The sequence below is a fragment of the Pusillimonas sp. genome, from assembly GCF_044464525.1.
GTDB lineage: Bacteria > Pseudomonadota > Gammaproteobacteria > Burkholderiales > Burkholderiaceae_B > Pusillimonas.
The window spans coordinates 77390-100087 of sequence record NZ_JBIQLE010000011.1 but is presented as its reverse complement, the minus strand read 5'-3'; the positions used below and the strand labels follow the sequence as shown (position 1 = coordinate 100087).

18 protein-coding genes and 1 pseudogene are annotated in these 22698 nt (G+C 58.5%); 10 read left to right on the top strand and 9 right to left on the bottom strand.

Annotated elements, in window-relative coordinates:
- Positions 1-7 precede the first annotated feature (7 nt).
- Positions 8-679 (top strand): SPOR domain-containing protein, encoded by a 672-nt coding sequence (locus ACIY1O_RS08340; RefSeq protein WP_397474627.1) that lies wholly within the window; start codon positions 8-10, stop codon positions 677-679.
- Between the two features lie 65 nt (positions 680-744).
- Complete coding sequence (locus tag ACIY1O_RS08335) at positions 745-1362, top strand: thiol:disulfide interchange protein DsbA/DsbL (RefSeq protein WP_397474626.1); 618 nt, start codon at positions 745-747, stop codon at positions 1360-1362.
- A 108-nt stretch (positions 1363-1470) separates the two neighbouring features.
- Here the strand turns inward: ACIY1O_RS08335 and metC are convergent, their stop codons facing one another.
- Positions 1471-2667, bottom strand: coding sequence for a cystathionine beta-lyase (gene metC, locus ACIY1O_RS08330; RefSeq protein WP_397474625.1), 1197 nt, complete (start codon positions 2665-2667; stop codon positions 1471-1473).
- Between the two features lie 57 nt (positions 2668-2724).
- Between metC and ACIY1O_RS08325 the strand changes: the two genes are divergently transcribed.
- Positions 2725-3357: a LysE family translocator gene (locus ACIY1O_RS08325; protein ID WP_397474624.1), complete on the top strand. Its 633-nt coding sequence runs from the start codon at positions 2725-2727 to the stop codon at positions 3355-3357.
- A gap of 485 nt (positions 3358-3842) precedes the next feature.
- Here ACIY1O_RS08325 and ACIY1O_RS08320 read toward each other — a convergent pair whose 3' ends face one another.
- A complete protein-coding gene (locus ACIY1O_RS08320; RefSeq protein ID WP_397474623.1) occupies positions 3843-4922 on the bottom strand; it encodes an MBL fold metallo-hydrolase in 1080 nt (359 codons plus the stop codon).
- A gap of 136 nt (positions 4923-5058) precedes the next feature.
- Here ACIY1O_RS08320 and aceK point away from each other — a divergent pair, with 136 nt between their 5' ends.
- The 6 genes and pseudogenes from aceK to ACIY1O_RS08290 all read left to right on the top strand — a co-directional run.
- Positions 5059-6930, top strand: coding sequence for a bifunctional isocitrate dehydrogenase kinase/phosphatase (gene aceK, locus ACIY1O_RS08315; RefSeq protein WP_397474622.1), 1872 nt, complete (start codon positions 5059-5061; stop codon positions 6928-6930).
- 19 nt (positions 6931-6949) lie between these two features.
- Positions 6950-8131 carry an acetyl-CoA C-acyltransferase gene (locus tag ACIY1O_RS08310; RefSeq protein WP_397474621.1) on the top strand — a complete coding sequence of 394 codons (1182 nt, stop codon included), beginning with the start codon at positions 6950-6952 and terminating at the stop codon, positions 8129-8131.
- A 319-nt stretch (positions 8132-8450) separates the two neighbouring features.
- Positions 8451-8912, top strand: coding sequence for a Smg family protein (locus ACIY1O_RS08305; RefSeq protein ID WP_397474620.1), 462 nt, complete (start codon positions 8451-8453; stop codon positions 8910-8912).
- A 37-nt stretch (positions 8913-8949) separates the two neighbouring features.
- Positions 8950-9807, top strand: coding sequence for a tRNA glutamyl-Q(34) synthetase GluQRS (gluQRS, locus tag ACIY1O_RS08300; RefSeq protein ID WP_397474619.1), 858 nt, complete (start codon positions 8950-8952; stop codon positions 9805-9807).
- A gap of 90 nt (positions 9808-9897) precedes the next feature.
- Entirely contained in the window at positions 9898-12549 is a 2652-nt protein-coding gene (locus tag ACIY1O_RS08295) for a DNA topoisomerase III (protein ID WP_397474618.1), read from the top strand.
- 34 nt (positions 12550-12583) lie between these two features.
- Positions 12584-13078: pseudogene (locus ACIY1O_RS08290) on the top strand (SET domain-containing protein); the annotation flags it as partial.
- A gap of 484 nt (positions 13079-13562) precedes the next feature.
- On the opposite strand, the gene ACIY1O_RS08285 reads toward ACIY1O_RS08290, so the two are convergent.
- Complete coding sequence (locus ACIY1O_RS08285; protein WP_397474640.1) at positions 13563-15014, bottom strand: AMP nucleosidase; 1452 nt, start codon at positions 15012-15014, stop codon at positions 13563-13565.
- A gap of 72 nt (positions 15015-15086) precedes the next feature.
- Positions 15087-15371, bottom strand: coding sequence for a 4a-hydroxytetrahydrobiopterin dehydratase (locus ACIY1O_RS08280; RefSeq protein WP_397474617.1), 285 nt, complete (start codon positions 15369-15371; stop codon positions 15087-15089).
- Positions 15372-15560: 189 nt separating this feature from the next.
- Between ACIY1O_RS08280 and ACIY1O_RS08275 the strand changes: the two genes are divergently transcribed.
- Positions 15561-17720, top strand: a complete 2160-nt coding sequence (locus ACIY1O_RS08275) for a malate synthase G (protein ID WP_397474616.1) — start codon at positions 15561-15563, stop codon at positions 17718-17720.
- A gap of 133 nt (positions 17721-17853) precedes the next feature.
- On the opposite strand, the gene ACIY1O_RS08270 is transcribed toward ACIY1O_RS08275, so the two are convergent.
- The 5 genes from ACIY1O_RS08270 to ACIY1O_RS08250 all read right to left on the bottom strand — a co-directional run bounded on the left by ACIY1O_RS08270 (position 17854) and on the right by ACIY1O_RS08250 (position 22684).
- Positions 17854-18957, bottom strand: a complete 1104-nt coding sequence (locus ACIY1O_RS08270; RefSeq protein ID WP_397474615.1) for a cupin domain-containing protein — start codon at positions 18955-18957, stop codon at positions 17854-17856.
- A 79-nt stretch (positions 18958-19036) separates the two neighbouring features.
- Positions 19037-20404: an MmgE/PrpD family protein gene (locus ACIY1O_RS08265; RefSeq protein WP_397474614.1), complete on the bottom strand. Its 1368-nt coding sequence runs from the start codon at positions 20402-20404 to the stop codon at positions 19037-19039.
- A gap of 123 nt (positions 20405-20527) precedes the next feature.
- The gene (locus ACIY1O_RS08260; protein WP_397474613.1) at positions 20528-21196 is read right to left on the bottom strand and encodes a dienelactone hydrolase family protein; all 669 of its coding nucleotides are present in this window, start codon (positions 21194-21196) and stop codon (positions 20528-20530) included.
- Positions 21197-21242: 46 nt separating this feature from the next.
- Positions 21243-21938 carry an FCD domain-containing protein gene (locus tag ACIY1O_RS08255; RefSeq protein ID WP_397474612.1) on the bottom strand — a complete coding sequence of 232 codons (696 nt, stop codon included), beginning with the start codon at positions 21936-21938 and terminating at the stop codon, positions 21243-21245.
- 122 nt (positions 21939-22060) lie between these two features.
- Positions 22061-22684: a hypothetical protein gene (locus tag ACIY1O_RS08250; RefSeq protein WP_397474611.1), complete on the bottom strand. Its 624-nt coding sequence runs from the start codon at positions 22682-22684 to the stop codon at positions 22061-22063.
- Positions 22685-22698: the final 14 nt, after the last annotated feature.

Sequence of the window (22698 nt, the reverse complement as noted above, 5' to 3'; positions counted from 1 at the left end):
CGCTGAAATGGCACAACGTCGCAAATCATCCAGCTCGAAGAAAACCGGCGGCAGCACGCTGTTCGGCCTGTTGGCGGGCCTGATCATAGGCCTGGGCGCCGCCGCGGCGGTGGCGTATTTCGTCACCCAGGTACCCATGCCCTTCGTCGACAAGGCCAGCCGCGACCCGGCAAACGTGCTTCTGCCTCCCAACGTAAGTGACGCGCCCGATCCGAATCTGGGGCTTTATGGCCAGGGCGGCGGTGCGGGAAGCGCAGCCAACGGGCCCACCATAACGCCGCCCGCGCCGCTTCCCGGCCAAGCGCGAGGAGCAGATCAAGACGCGCTGGGCGCATTGCTTGAAACGCTCGACACGGCCGAACCCGGTACGCCCGACAAACCGCCACCGCCCGCGCAGGCCGAAAGCCAGCGCAGGCCGTCGGCAGCCGACATCGCGGCCACCACCCAAACCACCTACTTTCTGCAGGCTGGGGCCTTCCGTTCAAGCAACGACGCCGAGGCGGTCAAGGCGCAGATCCTGCTGATGGGCCTTCCCGCGCAGGTGCAAGAGGCGCAGGTCGGGGGCTCCGCCATGCATCGTGTGCGTGTGGGTCCTTTCAAGGGCATCGACGAGATGAACCGCTCGCGCGTGCGCCTGAGCGAAGCCAAAATCGAATCAAACGTCGTAAAGGCGCCTTGACCCCCCGGCTTGAACTTGCCTGCTGTTTCCCGGTCTTAATGCTCAACATCGTTCAGGATATTCAAATGTCGCTCAAATCCATTTTTTCTCACGCATTGGCAGCCATCGCTCTTGGTACAGCTTTTATTGCGCCTGCTGCGGTAGCGCAAACCCACACCGTCGTTGATCCGGCGCAGCCGTCGGACACGGCCGGAAAAACAGAGGTGCTGGAGTTTTTCGCCTATAGCTGCCCGCATTGCGCGACGATGGAGCCCCTGGTCGAAAAGTGGTCTAAAACGCTGCCGGAAGACACGGTAGTCAAGCATGTGCCAGTCGCTTTCAACGCCAGCATGGCCGATCTGCAGAAGCTGTATTACTCGCTGGAAAGCCTCGGGCGTCTAGACCTGCATCCGGCTGTTTTCAAGGCAATCCATCAAGAGAACAAGCGTATCTTCACCCAAGACGCCATCATCGACTGGGTGGCCGACCAGGGCGTGGATAAAGCCAAGTTCGAGTCGGTGTTCAAGTCCTTCGGAGTTCAAACCAAAATCGCCCGCGCGAACGAATTGGCTGACACCTACGGTATTCAGGGTACGCCCAGCTTGGCGATCGGGGGCAAGTTCGTTACTTCGCCGTCGATGACCGGAAGCTATCAAGGCACAATTGACGAAGCCCAGCGATTGCTGGAAAGCCTTAAGAAATAAACAGGCTTTGCCGACGGTCTTGAGAAAGTTGATCTTGCGTCGCGCGTTGGGTTCTTACCTACGGCACATTGGGTTTTTAAGTGCGGGTGCGGGGCGAGGCATGAAATGTTAACGAGCAGCCTGAAGCGCCTGTTCCAGATCAGCGATCAAGTCGCGAGTGTCTTCCAGGCCGATGTGCAGGCGCACGACGCTGCGGTCGGCGCCGCTATCTTGCCAATAACCATGCACCTTCAACGCCGAGGGCTCGACCAGTTGGGTCAGGCTTTCGAACCCGCCCCACGAATATCCGATGCTGAACAAGCTCAGACTGTCGACGAAGCGGCGGGCCTGGGCTTGGTTCAGGGCGAGCTCGACAGCCAGCATGCCGTTGGAACCCACGCAATCACGCTGCCAAAGGGCATGGCCGGGATCACTCGGGAAGGCAGGATGAAATATGCGTAGTGTTTCGGGGCGCCCCGCCAGGTAATTACACACCTCAATCGCATTGGCGGCGTGCTGGCGCATGCGCAAGGGCAACGTGCGCACCCCTCGCAAGGCAAGCCACGCATCGTCGGCGCTGATGGAGTAACCCATGGCGTAATGGGTTTCGTTGATGCGACGGGCAAGGTCAGGGTCTTTGGCCATTACGGCGCCGAGCATCAGGTCGGAATGCCCGCCGATATATTTGGTACCCGCCACGACGGACACGTCCACGCCAAGCTCAAGAGGCTTGTACACATAGCCGGCTCCCCATGTATTGTCGTCCACCAGTACCAGGTCGTGCCGGCGGGCGAATTGGGCTAGGGCGGGGATATCCAGCATCTCAAACAGCAGCGAGCCGGGTGACTCGATATACAGCATCCGGGTATTGGGCCGTACGCGCGCCTCTAGGGCCTCGGGTGTGGCGCGGCAGTACTCAACTTCAATGCCCATGCGCCCCATGACAATCTTGTCCAGGTATCGGACCGGGCCATACACGCAATCGGCCACCAACACGTGGTCGCCGGCGTTCAACAGGGCCAGGAAGGCAAGCGTGATGGCGGACAGGCCCGAAGGCGCCAGGAAGGCTCTGTGTGCGCCTTCCAGCTCGCAAAACACCTGCTCCAGCGCGGCATGGGTGTCCATGCCCGCGCGGCCATAGGTGGCCGCACGTTCGCCGCGCGCCTTTTCGGCAACTGCACGATCATGCGCGTCCATGTTGGCGAAGCGCACGGTGCTGGTCCGCATGGCCGGCAGCGCCACAGGGGCTGACTGGGTTTTGGGATTAAACTCGGCAATGCCCGAGTGCAACAACAGGGTGTCGATATGCGACGAATTGCTGGCCATGGTCGTCCAAGGTAAGTGTTCTGTTCGCCTAAAACTACCACATAATTTCCCCGTCCCATGCTTACCTACCAGATCGCCCTCTCGTTCTTCGGCATTGCCGTCCTGCTGGCCTTGGCGCCGGGGCCGGACAATCTCTTTGTCTTGATGCAAGCGGCAATGTGGGGCAAAGACGCGGGCATGGTGGTGGTATTGGGGCTGTGCACCGGCCTGATCGGCCACACGGTGGCCGTGGCGGTGGGCCTGGCGGCGGTGTTCGCCACCTCTGAAACCGCCTTCACGGTGCTGAAGCTGGCCGGCGCCGCCTACCTGCTGTATCTGGCCTGGGGCGCCTTCCGCGCGCCCGCCGTCGCCGCCACCGACACCGGCAAGAAGGCCCCGCGCCTGCCCCACGGCGCGCTGTTCCGGCGAGGCATCATCATGAACCTGACAAACCCCAAGGTGTCGCTGTTCTTCCTGGCCTTTCTGCCGCAATTCACCTCGCCCGCACGCGGTTCGGTCGCGTTGCAGACCATCAGCCTGGGCGCTCTGTTCATGCTGGCCACCTTGCTGGTCTTCGGCGCCATCGCCGTCTTCTCCGGCGCCTTCGGTGAAATGCTGCAAAAATCCGCGCACGCCCAACGCTGGCTCAACCGGGTAGCCGGCATCGTATTCATCGGCCTAGCGCTTCGCCTAATTTTTTCGCAGCGATGATCTTTTTGACGCTGCTAAGAGCTCCTAGCGTATATTTCTTGTGGCTCTGCCCCCATTCGTAGATTCTTCCATTCGGTTCCGACTCTTCGTTCTTAAGACGGCATGGGGGTGGCTCGCGAATCCGAAATTGAAGGGCTGGAGGACGAAAGCACATTGCACTCCACCACAAGACGCGTTAAGGCGCGGGGGCGCACGAGTCTTTCAGGCGACGTCGGAGCAAGCCGAGCATCTTGTCAATTCGGGGAGGCAAGCTCGCAGCATGTTCGAGCGGCGCGCTTGTCGGACCACTGGTCCGACGCCGCGAGTTCTGCGAGCGCCCCGAATTGATAAGGGGCGAGGGAAGCCCGGCAAAGCCGGGCCGCAGCGACCGGCGCCTGAAAGACTCGTGCGCCCCCGCGCCGCCTTAAGAACACAAACACAGCGCCATCTTAAAAACGAAAATCTCACGGCCGAAGACCAGAGCCCCAAACTGTGGGTCAGAGAAATCAGCGATCCACAGCCCTGAAACGAATCACACCTTCAGCGCCAACTTCACGCGTTAGCTGCCCCTCGTAATACAAAGCATGCAAATGCGCCAAAGCCTCGCCCATGGCAAAGGTCAGTTGGTGCGCGTCAAGTGAACGCTTGAACATGATGGGGACAATATCCGCCGCCGAACACGCCGACGCCCGGCAGGCCGTCAGCACCTCAGCCAGGCGCTCAGAGTGATGCGCATGCTGTTGCGCAATGCGCTCATGCAAGCCCTTGAACGGACGCCCGTGTGAAGGCAGCACCACCGTGTCCTCCGGCAGCCCGTCATACCCCCGCAGCGACTTCAAATACAAGGGCAGCGGATTCGCCTCAGGCTCAAAGTCGAACACACTGATATTGGTGGAAATACGGGGCAACACCATGTCGCCCGAGATCAGCATCTGCAGCGTGTCGCTATACAAAGACACATGCTCCGGAGAATGCCCATAGCCCACAATTACTTGCCAATCACGCCCGCCAATCGCTATGCGGTCGCCGTCCATGATGCGTCGGAAGCGAGCCGGCACAGAAGGCACATGAGAAGGGTAATACTTGCCGCGCTGGCGAATCTGCTCTTTCGCGTCCGGGTCGGTGAGTCCATGCCGGACAAAGTGATCGAGGGCCGCTTGGCCACTGATACCACCCGCCGCCACCTCTCCCACAGCCGGACGCGACCAAAGCGAACCCGTCATGTACTCGGTCATGCTGATCCACAAAGGCGCGTCCCATTTGCTGCAGATCCAGTCCGCCAGGCCAAGATGGTCGGGGTGCATATGAGTCACCAGCACCCGCAGCACCGGCAGCCCGTCCAGCGCGTTCTGGAAGATTTCTTCCCACAGCACCTTCACCTCGTCGCGCGACACACCACAGTCAACCACCGTCCAACCCTGCCTACCGTCGATTTCATCGCGCAGCAACCAAAGATTGATGTGGTCGAGCGCAAAGGGCAGGGGCATGCGAATCCAACGCACACCGTCTCCGATCGCCACCGCCTGACCGGCTTGAGGCAAAGTATCACCCCAGGGATACGTCAGCTTCTGTTCATTAGGGTTCATCAAATCTCTCCATACTCTGGGCCGCAATTGTTGATGGTTTACGTGGCAGCCGCCGTTACCGTACTATAAACGGTCCTTGCTCATTACCCCTTTAAAGGGGACAGTACCTGATCCATGCAAAATATCGAGGCTGGGCATGATTCGTACCGGTGACCACCAGCACATCGAACCCGTGTCGCGCCAGCGTTTGTCTCCCCACCAAGTGGCGCAAACCATATTGTCCGGCTTCGATCGCCACTACGCATTGTTTCGCTACGGCGCGCAACGGGCAAAGTCGCTGTTCGAGTCGGGCGACTGGCGCTCCATCCAGCAGCTCTCGCGTGAGCGCATCGAATACTACGACACCCGGGTGCGAGAATGCACGGCCACGCTCAACACCGCCTTGAAAGGCAGCGATGCCAGCCCTGCGGGCTCGGGCGCCGAAATCGATCTTACCGAAGCACAGCTTGAGTTCTGGCAGTCCGCCAAAACCGCCTATATCGGCCTGCTCGCCGGCCATCGCCAACCCGAGTGCGCCGAGACCTTCTTCAACTCGGTCTCGAGCCGCATCCTGCATCGCGACTACTTCAACAACGACTTCATGTTCGTGCGCCCGGCCGTGGCCACCGACTACCTCGATAGCCGCCTGCCCTCATACCGCGTGTACTACCCCGTCAGCGAAGGCCTGCAAGAAAGCCTGATCCGCGTGATGGCCGACTTCGGCCTGGCAGCGCCATTCTCCGACCTGCCGCGCGATGTCAGGGCCTTGGCGCGCAAGGCCGTGGGCCAATTGCGGGCCGGCCTGGCGCGGGAAGGCGGTTCCCGCATCGCGCCTGATTGCCAGATTCATGTGTTGAGCTCGCTATTCTTTCGCAACAAGGGCGCCTACGCCGTGGGCCGCCTTATCAACCAGGGCGCCATTCACCCTTTTGCCATCGCCCTGCTGCGCCGGCCTTCCGGTCAGATCGAATTGGACGCCCTGCTGTACACGGCCGACGACCTGAGCACGCTGTTCAGCTTCACGCGGGCCTACTTTCTGGTCGACATGGAGGCCCCTTCAGCTTACGTACATTTTCTGAACAGCTTGCTGCCTCGCAAACCCAAAGCCGAAATCTACACCACCATTGGCTTGCAAAAACAAGGCAAGACCTTGTTTTACCGAGATTTTCTACACCACCTCGCCCATTCGCACGATGCCTTTGACCTGGCTCCGGGCATAAAGGGGCTGGTCATGTCCGTGTTCACCTTGCCTTCCTATCCCTATGTCTTCAAGCTGATCCGCGACCGCATTAACAAGCCGGAGATGGACAGCGCCACGGTCAAACGCAAATACCAGCTGGTCAAGAAACACGATAGGGTGGGGCGCATGGCCGACACCTGGGAATACTCGCAAGTGGCCCTGCCGCGCGAGCGCTTCTCGGCCCAGTTGCTGAAGGAACTGCGCCGCGAAGTGCCGTCCCTGCTCGAAGAAACGCCCGACAGCGTCATACTTAGGCATGTCTACATCGAACGGCGTATGACACCGCTGAATATTTATCTTGGTCGCGCCTCTGACCAGGCCCTGGATGCCGCTGTGCGGCAGTACGGCGACGCCATACGCGAGCTGGCGGCCGCCAACATATTTCCGGGCGACATGCTGTACAAGAACTTCGGCGTCACCCGCCTCGGGCGTGTTGTATTCTATGATTATGATGAAATTCAGCGCATGACCGAAATGAGTTTCCGCCGTATACCACCGGCCCCTAACGAAGAAGCCGAAATGGCCGCCGAGCCCTGGTATCCGGTCGGGCGCAACGACGTCTTTCCCGAAGAGTTCGCCTACTTTTTACTTGGCGACCCAAGGGTACGCGAAGCATTTCTCAGGCACCATGCCTGTTTGCTGGACGCAGACTGGTGGCAAGCCTGCCGCGAAAGGGTCATTCAGGGACGCATCGAAGATATTTTCCCGTACGATGCCACCCGCCGCCTAAGAAATTTCACAGACGCATCGCAATTACCCACGTCGTTATCATCAAGCCATAATCTTTAACGCATCAGGAGCAAAAATCATGTCGGATCCCATCGTACTCGTTTCCATCGCCCGCACACCCATGGGCGGCATGATGGGCAGCTTGTCCGGTCTGGCCGCGCATCAATTGGGCGCCATCGCCATCAAGGCTGCCGTCGAGCGCGCAGGCATCGCGGCCGATGCCGTCAACGAGGTCATCATGGGCAACGTGCTGCAAGCCGGCCAAGGCCAGGCTCCGGCGCGCCAAGCGGCCTTGGGCGCCGGCCTTCCCCAGGCCGTCGGCTGCACCACAATCCATAAAGTGTGCGGCTCGGGCCTGAAGGCCGCCATGTTCGCGCACGACCTGCTCAAGGCCGAAAGCGCCGACGTCATCGTGGCCGGCGGCCAGGAAAGCATGAGCAACGCGCCCTACCTGCTGCTGCGCGGCCGCCAGGGCTATCGCTACGGCCATTCCACCGTCTACGACCACATGGCCCTCGACGGCCTCGAAGACGCGTATCAGCGCGGCACCGCCATGGGTGTATTCGCCGAAAGCTGCGCAGGCAAATACAGCTTCAGCCGCGAGCAACAAGACGACTTCGCGCTAGAATCCCTGCGCCGCGCACGCGCCGCCACCGAAGACGGCAGCTTCAAATGGGAGATCGCACCTGTCACCGTGGCCGGCCGCAAGGGCGACACCGTCATCGACACCGACGAAGGGCCTACCAAGGCAATGCCCGAAAAAATCCCCACGCTCAAGCCGGCCTTCAAGAAAGACGGCACGGTCACGGCAGCCAACGCTTCCTCCATCTCGGACGGCGCGGCCGCCATGGTGCTGATGCGTGAATCCACCGCCAAGCAGCTTGGCGTCACACCCCTGGCGCGCATCGTCGCCCAGTCGCAGCATTCGCAAGAGCCCGAGTGGTTTACCACCGCCCCCGTCGGCGCCATGCAAAAGCTGCTCGACAAAGCCGGCTGGAACACCTCCGATGTCGATCTGTATGAGATCAACGAAGCGTTCGCAGTGGTTACCATGGCCGCCATGCACGACCTCAAGCTCGAGCACGCCAAAGTCAACATCCATGGCGGAGCCACCGCGCTGGGCCACCCCATCGGAGCGTCCGGCGCCCGCCTGCTGGCCACCCTGGTTGGGGGTTTGCGCAAGACAGGCGGCAAGAAGGGCGTCGCGTCGCTGTGCATCGGCGGCGGGGAAGCCGTGGCCATGGCGATTGAAATGCTGTAACAAACGGCCCGGTCCGGTTGGCGCCGGCCGGACCCATCGCCCCGCCGGCGGCCCGCGCGCGGCTCACACACCGCCGGCAGGCTATTGATCGGCGCCGATATTGAGCAGAGCCTTGCCGCGATGGCGGGCTTCTGCGCCGGGCGCCAATAAGCCGTAAAATAGTCTTTAAAAAAGAGCTTACAACACCAAGACAGCCCTTTGGCAATCCAGGCAAACACACGTTGCCTGCCCTACCAAATCGGCGTAAAGTCTTTTTTGACTTTGCCGGCCGACCCGTCCATTACCGGACTGACTCTGTAAAGGGCAACCTGAATCGCTTATGTTCGACATTCTCGTCTATCTTTTCGAAAACTATTACACGCCCCAGTCTTGTCCCGATGCAGACACCCTGGCTCACAAGCTGGCGGCCGTCGGCTTCGAGCACGAAGACATCGACGAGGCCCTCGGCTGGCTGTATGGTCTGGCCCAAACCACCGAGCAATGCGTCCAGCTGGCTCAAACGCCGCAGGGCGCCAGTCAGCGCATTTATACTGATCTCGAATACCAGACTCTGGGCACCGAGGCTATCGGTTTCATCAGTTTTCTCGAAGGATCCGGCGTTCTTCCGGCAGCCCTGCGCGAAATTCTCATCGATCGCGCCCTGGCGGCCGACGAATCGCCGGTTCCTCTGGAAAAAATAAAAATCATTGCCCTCATGGTGCTCTGGAGCCAGGAAGCCGAGGTCGACCACCTCGTCCTCGAAGAACTCCTGACCGACGACCGAACGCGTCGATCACACTAAAGCCCAGAGGCCTCCGGCCTCCCACGCCCGGTAAGCCATGGCCTACGCGCCGCAGCCAGCCAGCTATGCAGGACGCTTTGCGCCCAGCCCCAGTGGTCCGCTACATGACGGTTCACTGGCGGCGGCCATGGCAAGCTACCTTGACGCGCGCGCCCATGGCGGGCGATGGCTGCTACGCATCGAAGATATCGACACACCGCGTACCGTGCCCGGCGCCGACCGCATCATCATGGGGCAGCTCGAAGCGATGGGCATGCGATGGGACGAACCTCCTGCTTGGCAGTCCCAAAGATTGAGCCGCTACCAAGCCGTCTTCGAACAGTTGCAGGCGCAAGAACTGGTCTATGGCTGCGCCTGTACCCGCCGGCAGCTTCCGGAAGGGCCTTACCCCGGCACATGCAGCCGCGGGCTCGCTCCAGGCCGGCAGGCCCGTGCATGGCGGCTGCGTGTGCCGCCGGGTGTCGTACACTTCGAAGATCGTTGGCTGGGTCCGCAGTGCCAGGATGTCGCGGCTGAAGTAGGCGATTTCATTCTCAAGCGGGCCGACGACCTGTGGGCATATCAGTTCGTGGTCGTGATTGATGACGGCGACCAAGGCATCACCGACATTGTGCGGGGGGCCGACCTGCTCGATTCGACCGCCCGCCAACGAGTCCTGGCCCGGCGGCTAGGGTTGCCCGAAGCTCGCGTCATGCACGTGCCGCTGGTGCTGGACAATGCGGGGCATAAGATGTCGAAGCAGAATCACGCCACGCCGGTCGACAGCCGAAACGCGCTGCACGCCCTGGAAAAAGCCTGGGGGCATCTGGGTTTCGACCCTTTGCCCCACCTGGCCGCCGTACCGGATTTTTGGGACCGAGCATTACCCCGCTGGGCCGCCCGATTCAACATTTGATATATTGAGCCACGGATTTTTAACCGGCGAACTTGCGCTGGGCCATTATCCCCCCGTATCATCCGCGCTAATGCCGCGCCCTGGAACACCATGACTAAAACGTTGATCATTGCCGAGAAACCCTCGGTCGCCCTGGACATTTCCCGCGCCCTCGGGGGGTTTACGCGTGAGGGCGACTATTTCGAAAGCGAACAGTACGTGCTGGCGTCCAGCGTCGGACACCTGTTGACGCTGGTGGCACCCAACGACCCGGTGCGCGGCAAATGGAGCTTCGCCCACCTGCCGGTGATTCCGCCCCAATTCGACCTGGGGCCGGCCGACAAAAGGTCGGCCGAACGACTGAAATTGCTGGTGAAGCTGCTCAAACGCAAAGACGTCGACAGCATCATCAACGCCTGTGACGCGGGCCGCGAGGGCGAACTCATCTTCCGCTACATCGTGCAGTACTCGGGCGTAAACAAGCCCATCAAGCGGCTGTGGCTGCGCTCCATGACACAAACCGCCATCCGCGAGGCTTTTAATTCGCTGCGCGATGACGAAGTGCTGAAGCCTCTCGAAGCGGCGGCCCGCTCGCGCGCCGAAGCCGATTGGCTGGTGGGCATCAATGGCACGCGCGCCATGACGGCCTTCAATAGCAAGGACGGCGGCTTCTTCAAGACTCCGGTGGGCCGCGTGCAAACACCCACCCTGGCTATAGTGGCCGAACGTGAAGAGCGCATACGACGCTTCGTTTCGCGCGATTACTGGGAGGTTCACGCCAGCTTCGTGGCGGCGGCGGGGTTCTACAGTGGCCGCTGGTTCGACCCAAAGTTCAAAAAAACCGAAGACAATGAACAGCGCGATTCGCGTCTGTGGTCGCTGGCCGCCGCGCAAAGCATCGTCGCGGCCTGCCGCGACAAACCCGGCAAGGTTACCGAAGAATCCAAGCCGACCACCCAAATGTCGCCGGCTCTGTTTGACCTTACTTCGCTGCAGCGCGAGGCCAACTCGCGCTTCGGCTTCTCGGCCAAGACCACTCTGGCCCTTGCGCAGACTCTTTACGAGCGCCACAAGGCGCTAACCTATCCGCGTACCGATTCACGCTATCTGCCCGAGGACTACATTCCCACGGTGCGCGACACAGTGAAGGCTCTTGCGGAAGGCGGCTCGGCGGCTGCCACCAGCGTGCAACCCTTTGCCGACCAGTTGCTCAAGGCCGACCGCATCAAGCCCAACAAGCGCATCTTCGATGACCAGAAGGTGTCGGATCACTTCGCCATCATTCCCACCTTGCAGCTGCCTCGCGAACTTAGCGATGCCGAAGGCAAGATCTACGAACTGGTCGCCCGCCGCTTCCTGGCCGTGTTTTTCCCCGCCGCCGAATTTCGCGTCACCACCCGCATCACCGAAGTCTCCGGGCATCATTTCAAAACCGAGGGCAAGGTGCTGGTTGCGCCGGGCTGGCTGGCCATATATGGTCGCGACAAGCAAGCCGACGACACCACACTTGTCGCCGTCGCTGACGGAGAAACCGTCAACACCGAAGAAGTCGACGCCAAAGCGCTGGCCACCAAGCCGCCTGCGCGCTTTACCGAAGCCACGCTGCTGTCCGCCATGGAAGGCGCCGGCAAGCTGGTCGACGACGAAGCATTGCGCGACGCCATGTCGGAGCGCGGCCTGGGCACCCCCGCCACCCGCGCCGCCATCATCGAGGGCCTGCTCAACGAAGGCTATCTACGGCGCGAAGGACGTGAATTGGTGCCCAGCGCCAAGGCGCGCCAGTTGATGACGCTGCTTTCCGGCCTGGGGGTCAACGAGCTCACGTCGCCCGAGCTAACCGGCGGATGGGAGCATCGCCTCAAGCAGATAGAACAGCGCCAGCTTGACCGCGACACCTTCATGCGCGAAATCCAGCAAATGACTCAGGTCATCGTCAAGCGCGCCAAAGAGTACGAACGCGACACCGTGCCAGGTGATTATGTCACCTTGCAAACGCCCTGCCCAAAATGCGGCGGCGTCGTCAAAGAAAACTATCGCCGCTACGCCTGCACCCAATGCGACTTTTCCATAGGCAAGCACCCCGGCGGCCGCACATTTGAGATCCCCGAGGTCGAAACCCTGCTCAAAGAGCGCACGCTCGGCCCGCTTACCGGCTTCATCAGTAAAATGGGCCGCCCCTTCTCGGCGCTGCTGCGCATCACCGACGAATACAAGCTCGAATTCGATTTTGGTCAGAATGATGACGAAAATGCCGAGCCCGTCGATTTCTCCTCGCACACAGCACTGGGCAACTGCCCCAAATGCGGCGGCCGGGTCTTCGAGCACGGCATGAACTACGTCTGCGAGAAATCCGTCGGGCCCGAGAAAAGCTGCGACTTCCGCACCGGAAAAATCATCCTGCAACAAGAGATCTCGCCCGAGCAAGTAAGCAAGCTTCTGTCCGAAGGCAAAACCGACCTCCTGCAAGGCTTCGTGTCCAGCCGCACCAACCGCAAGTTCAAGGCCTTCCTGGTCAAGCAGCCCAACGGAAAAATCAGCTTCGAGTTCGAGCCTCGTCCAGAAAAGCCGGGCAAAAAGACTGCAGGCAAGACAGCCGCCAAGAAGGCCGCAAAAACAGCGGCCAAGGCGGCTAAAAAAGCAACGAAGACGGCAGCGAAGAAAGCAGTAAAAACCGCTGCCAAGAAAGCCGCCACGAAAAAGTCGGCCGCGAAGAAGGCTGCCAAAGCCGTCCCAGCCACCGATACGGACGATCCACCCTTCTAGCTTCGTCGCCCAAGCACCAAACAGCCGACCACACATGACTAGAAAAACCAAGCCCTGGCATACCGTGCAGCGCTCGCCCCTGCACGGTAACGGCGTCTTTGCCGCGCGCGATATCCCCGCCGGCACCCGCATAATCGAATACACCGGCGCGCACATCACCCCCGAAGAAGCCGACGAGAAGCACCCAGCCAACCCCGACGACCCCTTTCACACCTTCTACTTTTCGCTAAGCTGCGGCAAGGTGATTGATGGCGCCCAGAACGGCAACGACGCCCGCTGGGTCAACCATTCCTGTTCACCTAATTGCGAAACCGAAGAAAACGCCACGGGCACACGGGTCTACGTCGTCGCTCTGCGCGACATTGCTCAGGGTGAAGAACTGTTCTATGACTATGGCCTGGTCATGGATGAAGAGATCACCCAAACATTGAAAGATCAATATCGCTGCCTATGCGGCAGCGATAATTGCCGCGGCACCATGCTGGCTCTGCCTGATGAAGCGGACACCGATAGCGCGGACGCCAGGCAAACAGACCGCCAGTTGGCAAAGCTGCGCAAAAAACACAAGAAACTTAAAAAGCGTGTGCGCAAGCTGGAAGAACAGATGGACCGTATGCTTGAATTGCTGACCGAACGGGACGAAGTCAGCGATTCACCACAGTGACGCAAAGCGCCCAGACGCCACGCCCCATCAAGCCGAAGCAAACCACCAAAAAAACTCTACTCTCGAAGGCAACGCAAACACCAGGGTGAGGGGAGGCCTGTATTTTGCAGGCCGTCCAGCGTACGCCGGATTTTCTCACCTTGGGCGGGATGAAGGCGCCCGCTTGTCCGAATCCCGAGGAGCGTAGCGACGAGGTTGAGTTCGGACGCCGCCCGCCCAAGGCGAGAAAATCCGGGAAGTCCCGCGTAGCGGGACCGCACGATGCGGCCTGCAAAATACAGGCCTCCCCTCACCCGGCTGAAGAACTTAGCTACGCAGCTTGCACCACAAAACTAAAATAGCAGCTCCACTATTGAAAAGCCGTCTCCAGAAAGCTACGCAACTTCCGCGAATGCAGCCTTGCCGGCGGCATCTCACGCAGGCTTTCCAGCGCCCGTATCCCAATATGCAAATGCTGCGAAACCTGACGCCGGTAAAAATCACTGGCCATGCCAGGCAGCTTCAGTTCCCCATGCAGCGGTTTATCGGATACACACAACAATGTGCCGTAAGGCACTCGAAAACGGAATCCATTGGCAGCGATAGTGGCCGATTCCATATCCAGCGCGATCGCCCGCGATTGCGATAGTCGTTGCACCGGCTCTTCGTGATCACGAAGTTCCCAATTACGATTATCGATGCTGGCCACCGTGCCCGTACGCATGATGCGCTTGAGTTCCCAGCCTGATAGGCCGGAAACCTCGGCCACCGCTTGCTCAAGCGCAACCTGAATCTCGGCCAGCGGCGGCACGGGCACCCACAACGGCAGGTCGTCGTCCAGGACATGATCCTGGCGCACATAGCCATGCGCCAGCACGTAATCGCCCAGCCTTTGTGTGGTGCGCAGGCCCGCGCAATGACCCAGCATCAACCAGGCCGAAGGCCTTAACACCGCCACATGATCGGTAATCGTCTTCGCGTTGGAAGGCCCCACGCCGATGTTGATCAGCGTAATGCCCGTATGGTTTTCGCGAACCAGATGATACGAGGGCATTTGCGGCATCCGACTTAAGGCCGGCCCCGCCGGCTGACCCGCGTCGGCCCTTTCGGTAATGACATTGCCCGGCTCGACCAGTGCCGTGTAGCCGCCTTCGCCTCGGGCAAGCACCCCACGCGCCCACTGGCAGAATTCGTCAATATAGAACTGGTAATTGGTGAACAACACGAAGTTCTGGAAATGCCTTGGCGCCGTAGCCGTATAGTGCTGCAGGCGATGCAGGGAGTAATCCACCCTGGGAGCGGTAAACGGCGCCAGGGGCTCGGGTTCGCCACGCCGGCCCTGCCAGGTGCCGTTGACGATGGCATCGTCGGTAAGCCGCAGATCGGGTACGTCGAAATGGTCGCGAAGCACGTTGCCCATATCGGCGCTGTGGTCCACCGTTACGTATTCACCCTCTTCGAACGCAAAGTGCAGGGGAATGGGCGTGTCAGACTCGCCGATCTCGATCGGAACCCCATGATTCTTCAGCAACAGGCCTATCTGTTCCAGCAGGTAGCTGCCGAACAACTTGGGCTGAGTGATGGTGGTCATGTATGCGCCGGGCTCAACCACGTGGCCGTATGAAAGCCGACTGTCCACCTCTTGGTAGGTGCCCACCTTGATACGCATTGCCGGGTAGCACGCACGTACTCGCTGCCCTGGGGTCAGTTTGCCCTGCACGTAATCGTCGAACGCCTTTCGCAAGAAGGCAGTATTACGCTCATATATTTCCACCAGTCGCGCCAACGCCTCGTCGGCATCGCGAAACCCGGCGTAGGGCATCAGAGGGGGCGTCAGTGTCGGGCCCAAAAATCCCAAGTGTTCGGACATTATTGCTCCGGCTGTCGAACCGTTTCAGGCCAGTTGATCCATGAATGACGCCAAGGCCACATCGCGCTCTGTGACGGCCTGAACGTCGTGAGTCGTCAAGGTGACGTCCACTCGATTGTAGACGTTGGTCCACTCGGGATGATGATCGAGTTTCTCGGCCTGAAGAGCGACACGGGTCATGAAGGCGAACGCTTCGTTGAAATTCTTGAAGACATAGGTTTTTTGTAATGCATCACGATCCCTGGCTGCGGTCCAGCCCTCTAGCAGCAATAACGCGGATGCTGCGCCGACACGTTTGACACGTTCCATGACGCCTGCTCCTTCAAGTGATTTTGGCAATTATGTGCGGTAAAACCAGTTAATTACATCAATAAAAGTATAAAGTCCTTTAACCTCGCAGCGGTTGAGCACCGTGGGAGCGAAGTCCATACTACTGCTAAACATCATAGCGGAACACTGTTGCCGCAACATGAATTCTCGCTTTAACAGGAACACATCATGACGAACAGAACACGATGCCACCGGCTCCAGGTCGACACACAGCTTCACGACTTCATCCAGAACGAGGCCTTGCCGGGCACCGGGCTTGATGCGGCGGCGTTCTGGGCCGGCTTCGACGAATTAATGCACGACCTCGCCCCCCGCAATCAGGCCTTGCTGCAAGAGCGGGTTCGTCTGCAAGGCGAAATCAATGACTGGCACCGGCAACACCCTGGGCCGATAGCTGATCCTGCGGCTTACCAGGCTTTTTTGCGCAAGATCGGCTACCTGCAGGACGCGCCCGCCGACGTCACCGTGCGCACCGACCGGGTCGATGTCGAGTTCACCGAACAGGCGGGCCCGCAACTTGTGGTTCCCATCACCAACGCCCGCTATGCCCTCAACGCCGCCAACGCCCGTTGGGGCAGCTTGTACGATGCGCTGTATGGCACCGACGCCATATCCGAGGACGATGGCGCAACGCGCGGCGGCGCCTATAACGAAGTGCGTGGCGCCAAGGTCATCGAATTCGCCCGCCGTTTCCTGGACGACAGCATTCCACTGCAGCAGGGCTCACACAGCGACGCCACCTCGTACGCCATCGTCGACGGCAAGCTGCGTGTCGAGCTTTCGGGCGGCGGCGCCACCGGCCTGGCCGACCCTTCGGTTCTGCTCGGCTATCGGGGCGCCGCGCAGTCGCCCGAAGCGCTGGTGTTTCGCCACCATGGCCTGCACTTCGAGATCCAGATCGATAAAAATCATCCCATCGGCGGGCAAGACAACGCGGGCATCAAAGACATCCTGCTCGAAGCCGCGCTAACCACCATCATGGATTGCGAAGATTCCGTCGCCACCGTCGACGCCGAAGACAAGGTGCTGGCCTACCGCAACTGGCTGGGCCTCATGCAGGGCACATTGTCCGAAGAAATCAGCAAAGGCGGCAAGTCTTTCACCCGCGCACTCAACCCCGATCGCCGTTATATCGATCTTCAGGGCAAAGAGCAGTCTTTGCCGGCCCGTTCACTCATGCTGATCCGCAACGTCGGCCATCTCATGACCAATCCGGCCGTTCTCGACGAAAACGGAAACGAAACGCCCGAAGGCATTCTGGATGCCGTGGTCACCTCGCTGGCGGCCATGCACGACCTGCAACGCAAGGGAAACTCTCGTGCCGGCTCCATCTACATCGTCAAGCCCAAAATGCACGGCCCTGCCGAGGTGGCTTTCTCCACCGAACTATTCGGGCGCGTCGAGAAGCTGCTGGGCCTTCAGCCCAACACCCTCAAAATGGGCATCATGGACGAAGAGCGCCGCACCAGCGTCAACCTCAAGGCTTGCATTGCCCAGGCCATCGAGCGCGTGGCCTTCATCAACACAGGCTTTCTCGACCGCACCGGCGATGAGATGCACACCTCGATGCATGCCGGCCCCATGATCCGCAAGGGCGACATGAAACGCAGCGTCTGGATAGACGCCTACGAACGAAGCAACGTCCAGACCGGCCTGGAATGCGGCCTGCGCGGACGCGCCCAAATCGGCAAGGGCATGTGGGCCATGCCCGACCTCATGGCCGACATGCTCGAGCAGAAAATCGCCCATCTCAAGGCGGGCGGCAACACGGCCTGGGTTCCTTCGCCCACAGCGGCCACCCTGCACGCTTTGCACTACCACCAGGTCGATGTTCAAGAAATCCAGCGCGGCATGGAAGGCAAATCCGAGCCCCTGCTCGAGAAAATCCTGACCATCCCCGTGGCAACGGACACCAACTGGTCGGCCGACGAAATCCAGCAAGAACTCGACAACAATGCCCAAGGCATCCTGGGCTACGTCGTGCGCTGGGTCGATCAGGGGGTAGGCTGCTCAAAGGTGCCCGACATCCACGATGTAGGCCTGATGGAAGACCGCGCCACGCTGCGCATCTCAAGCCAGCACATGGCCAACTGGCTGCACCACGGCATCGTCACCCGCGAACAAGTGCAAGAAACCCTCGAACGCATGGCGGCGGTCGTCGACAAGCAGAACCAGGGCGACCCGCTATACCTGCCCATGGCACCCAATTTCAACGACTCGGTAGCCTTCAAGGCCGCTTGCGACCTGGTTTTCAAAGGCATGGAGCAGCCCAACGGCTATACCGAGCCGCTGCTGCACCACTGGCGCCAAGTCGCCAAGGCCCGCTGACGTTATTCTGTCCACGAGCCTTCGCACGCAATTCAAGACGGCTCAATCCGAGATCGATTGAGCCGTCTTTGATTAGCCGCGTTCCAGACCTAATAAAAATGCGCCAAACCTATGTAACGCAGTTTTTAAGTTTTTATGCTGCCTGCTCTCGGTACCAACCCAGGGCCTTGAATACGGGCCGGTCTGACTGAGAGGCTAATACCGCTGGCGCTTGTTCGTTGTTAGTAATGGAATAGGGCACCCAAGAGGGTATCGCGACAACATCGTTTTCTTCAGTCGTGAATGACTGGTTATTCGGCAAATTGAAAGTAACGGAGCCCTCTAGCGTGAGATACAAGATGTTTTCCGTTCTGTGCATGGCTTCCACAGTGGATTTTGCGGAAATCATCTGGATACTGACGCTCATCGAAGGAAAGACCGGCCCACAGTTTATCGGGTTGATGTATTCCAGGCGCACCCCTTCAAAAGGGTTGCCAGCGCCTTGATCCTCCAGGCGCTGCAAGGCTGAGCGCGCGTTCTCGTAGGGATAATGCATGAGCGGGCTGTTTTTGGTTTGCTGGGCATCGCCCACTGCACTGTGCTGGATCATTCCACCCGTGCCGACAGCGGCCGCCATATCATCTTGATCGCCATCCAGCTCCTGGAATTCGTGGCCCGTCACGCTGTGCATTTCTTCAAAGAACACACCCCCTATCCAATAGGGCATCATGACGTCCAGGCCGTCGTACCAGATAACGGGCTTATCGCCTTCGTTATGATGTTCGTGCCAAGCCCAATTAGGGGTCAGCACTAAATCGCCTCGTTTCATGCGAAGGCGTTTTCCTTGGACCGCCGTATATGCGCCTTTCTCGGGGTTTTCCAGCACAATACGGAACGCATTTGCCGAATGCCTATGCGCGGCGGCCTTGGCGCCAGGCGGGACCATCTGGATACCAGCCCGTAGCGTTGGCATGGCGGCGGCAGGCATGAAATCCTTTAGCGCTGGGTTCACCAAATTGATGTTCATGCGCTCGGCTTCTTGGGGCGTCAATAAAGTGCTGAGCTCCATCAAACGCTCGCGTGCGTCCCGATATGACCACTGATGAGGAATCGCAATACTGACAGGGCTTTTGGTAAACCTGTATGCCGGGTTACTTTTTGAGTGCTTGGGATGCGTAGCCGCGTAGTAAGTTGTGAAATTGCTGTCTATCAGTTTTGTTATGAACTCTTCCCTAGTTTGTTCCTCAACTGTGATCATAGAGGCACCTCCTATATTGGTTGAATATACTTTTGTCGCGTGTCTGCTATAAAAATTATTGGCTGCTACGCATTTATAATTACATAGTTGCCACGTCTCGTATGGGACTGCACGCCTGAGCAATCATCTTTCCGGCTGCGTCCAGCTCCTCGACAGCCCAGGCAAGCTTGAGTGCTTCTTCAGCCCTGTTTTGGCCTAGAATCTCTGAAGATTGGCGTAAAAACTTATCGTTGATTTGTTCATCTGAAAGCGGCCTTTCCAAACTGCCGATGGCATGCTCAATATCTTTTTTCACAACGCCGCCGTTTTCCAGGTGCACCAGAACCTTGACTGAAGCTTCGTGAATTGCCGGATCGACACTGGCGGTAACGCGGTCGCGCAGCGCAACGACACTCGGATCATTAACCGCTTTATCAGTGAAGGCCTCGGGCGAGCCGCCTCCGTAAATCAGGGCATAGGCAACCGCGTGGTAAACGCTGAACTTACCCTCGAGCCCCGTTGTTGGATTACGAATACCCGTCAATTCGAGCACCAACGGATTAACACGTAGCTCAATCTTTTGAACAGCCAAGGGCTTATTATTCAAGTCTTCGCGAATCTGGCTGCAAGCATCGATCGCGGGGTGTAAAACAATGCCGCAGGCAAAAGGTTTATATGTATTGGTCGCGGCTTCCCATTCAATACCCAGCCCATCGACTATGCGAGAATAATCCTGCTTGGTCGACATCACGTTCGCGAAACCTCGTGGCGCCTCGATTGCGCGCTCCGAGCTGTCGAAACCCGCCTTTGCCAAGATGGCAGCCAGCATTCCGCTTTGGGCCGCTCGGCCGGGATGGAAGCTTTTTGTCATGGTGCCAAACATCTCGCGCAGGCCGGACGATTGAGTGGCCGCCAACCCAAAGGCCCAACTCATTTCGCGGGGATTCAACCCCAGCAGCCGGCCCACCGCAGCCGCTGCACCGAATACACCTGCTGTAGCAGTAATATGCCAACCGCGGTCATAATGATCTGGATAAACACAATTACCGATGCGGCACTCGACCTCCATCCCTACGATAAAGGCTGTCAGCAGGTCGCTGCCGCTGATATTTCTGGTTTCGGCGAACGGGATCAATGCTGCCGCAACCGGGCCGGCGGGGTGAATGATTGTCTGCAGGTGGGTGTCGTCGTAGTCCAGCACATGGGAGGAAATACCGTTAAGCAACGCGCTATACAGCTCGTCCAGCATTTCTGGGCGCCCCAGCACCGTTGCTTGACGGGGGCCGCTGAATTGCGTCACAGCCGCAAGAGCGCGCATGACGGCATCATGCTGGCTGCCCCCTATCGCGCAGCCAATCCAGTTGACTAATGAGCGGGTACCCTCGTACCTCGTGGGCTGCGGTATATCTGCCCCTTTTAAGCTCACCGCCCAGTCTGCAAGTGTATAAGTAATATTATTGGTAGCCACTGTATTTCATTTCCTGATAAGCAATATATGCCTTGGACGCTTTACCCGCTTCCGCCAATGGTGGCGCGCATGCGGGCTCTGATGGTTAGAACACTCATCACCTGAAACCTCTTGAATAACTCTTCAAGCAAGTTTCTCTTTCAAAAAAGCCAATGTGCGCTCGCGCGCCAATTTCGCGCTTTCAGCGTGAAAGCTTCCGCGCTGATCACAATTGAATCCATGCCCGGCCTGGTAGACATGCACCTCCACCGTTTCAGGATGATTGCTCTTTATTTTTTCGATAGCGGCAGGCGGCACCAATTTATCCGTTTCGCCAAAGTGGCACATAACCGGGCACTTGGGCTGCTCTTCTGCATAATTGCCAATGCCGCCGCCATAATAAGAAACGACTGCCGTCAGGCCGTTTAATCGGGCGCTGCCAACCCACGCCAATAAGCCTCCCCAGCAATAGCCCAAGAGTGCTATTTTTTTATCGTTTTTAAAAAGCCCGCACACCGACTCAACGTCCTTGAGGACCAAATCCCACGGAAGCTGGTCACGCAATTCCAGGCCTTTTTTGACGTCTTCTTGGGCGTATCCCATCTCGATGCCCTGCTGGACATGATCAAAGAACGCGGGAGCGATCACGTGATAGCCTTGACTGGCATAATCGTCCGCAACGCTACGAATGTGGCTATTTATGCCAAACAGCTCTTGCAGCAAAATAATGTTACCTATGGCCTCACCTTTTGGTGTTGCTTCATAAGCGGTAATTTCCTTGCCGTCCAAGCCCATAAACTTTAGCAAGCTCATTGTTGCATCTCCTTTTCTAATAGCTTTGAATCCACCCTGACCCGTGTCAGGACCCATACTTTTCTGAGTCGATCTTTACCAACGTTTCCAGCAACCGGCCTTTGCCTTCGGTACCATGTTTTGCAAGTGCTTCCGCAGCGACTTTGCCATCGCGAGTCGCCAGCGCATCCACTATTTCTTTGTGTTCTTGATTCGACATTGCTCCGCCACCGCTTTCGATGACGCTTCGGCGACGCATCAAAAGCATTTCGTTGACGACTCTTTCGTAAATATCTATCAGTTTTTTATTTTGCGTGAAGGAAACGATCTTTTTATGAAAGTCCACGTTCATCAAAAAATATTTTGTTAACTTGTTTTCTGTGAGTGCCATTTCCATTTGGTCGGCCATCTCTCGCAGCGCGGTTATTTGCTCGTCTGTTATTACCGGCGCCAAGATTTCCCCCACCATGGCATCCAAGCCTATTCTGACCTGATAGAGCTCCTGTATTTCTTCAAGGGTTATATCCTTGACGAAGACCCCTCGGTTTTTCGAAAACTGGACCAAGCCCATTGCTTCAAGCGATCTGAACGCTTCCCGGATTGGCCCGCGGCTAACGCCGAGGCGTTCTGACAGACTGGCTTCAGAAAGCTTTTCGCCGGGTTCTAACACGCCGCTCATTATCAAATTAAAAATGGCCTCTTGAGCAGCCTGGGCCAGTGACTTTGACCTTATGACGTCGATGGTTTCTAAGTTTCTACTCATTTTATTTACTCACTAAGCCAGGCTTGGACTAATAACAAAGCACGAAAAGCCGCGCACTCAATTTAAATTCCAGTATATCACAGATTGTTGACAATCATACAATTTAGCGTTTCCATTTTTGCTCACGCTGACGATAAACGACGCCAATAGGGAACGTATGCATTGACCCAATCAATACCCCGAGCACTCGGGCCGAACGTCTCTACATCAATATCTTGTGGCGCAAGCGGCAGACTGGCCTCTATGAGCGCACAAAACTCGATCCCCTGAGCGCCCTCACCCATAAATACCCGTGTTTGCAGCACCGACGACTTATCGCCGAAGTTGGCGTGCACCCCATCAAGAATGGTCGTTTCCCACTGCGCCGAAGCATCACGCCACCGCATCAAGAAAAAAGACCCCGGCACACCGTTTTGGCCTGTGATACAGGGCTCGTCTCCTATCAGCCTGCCGACGAACCGCCACTGCCCGCTTACCTTCCCCCCGATTCTTTTTGACCAGGGCGAAAAATTCTTGCCCGAGATGCGCTGGTACGGCGCACTCTCCATGACGTCCGTTGATTCCAAATCGTAGATTGCCGCGTACTTCGGCCATCCCGTAGTACACACCATGCGCTGCGTGCGTAATATGCCCGGCAGCTCAGCCCGCTCGGGCATGTGTTCGGAGTCATACCAGGCATTGAACTCTTCTTCCATCGCAGGGGGCGGCTCCATGGTGACCAACAAGAGCCCAGGAGGTGTTTTCATGGATTGCGCCTCGC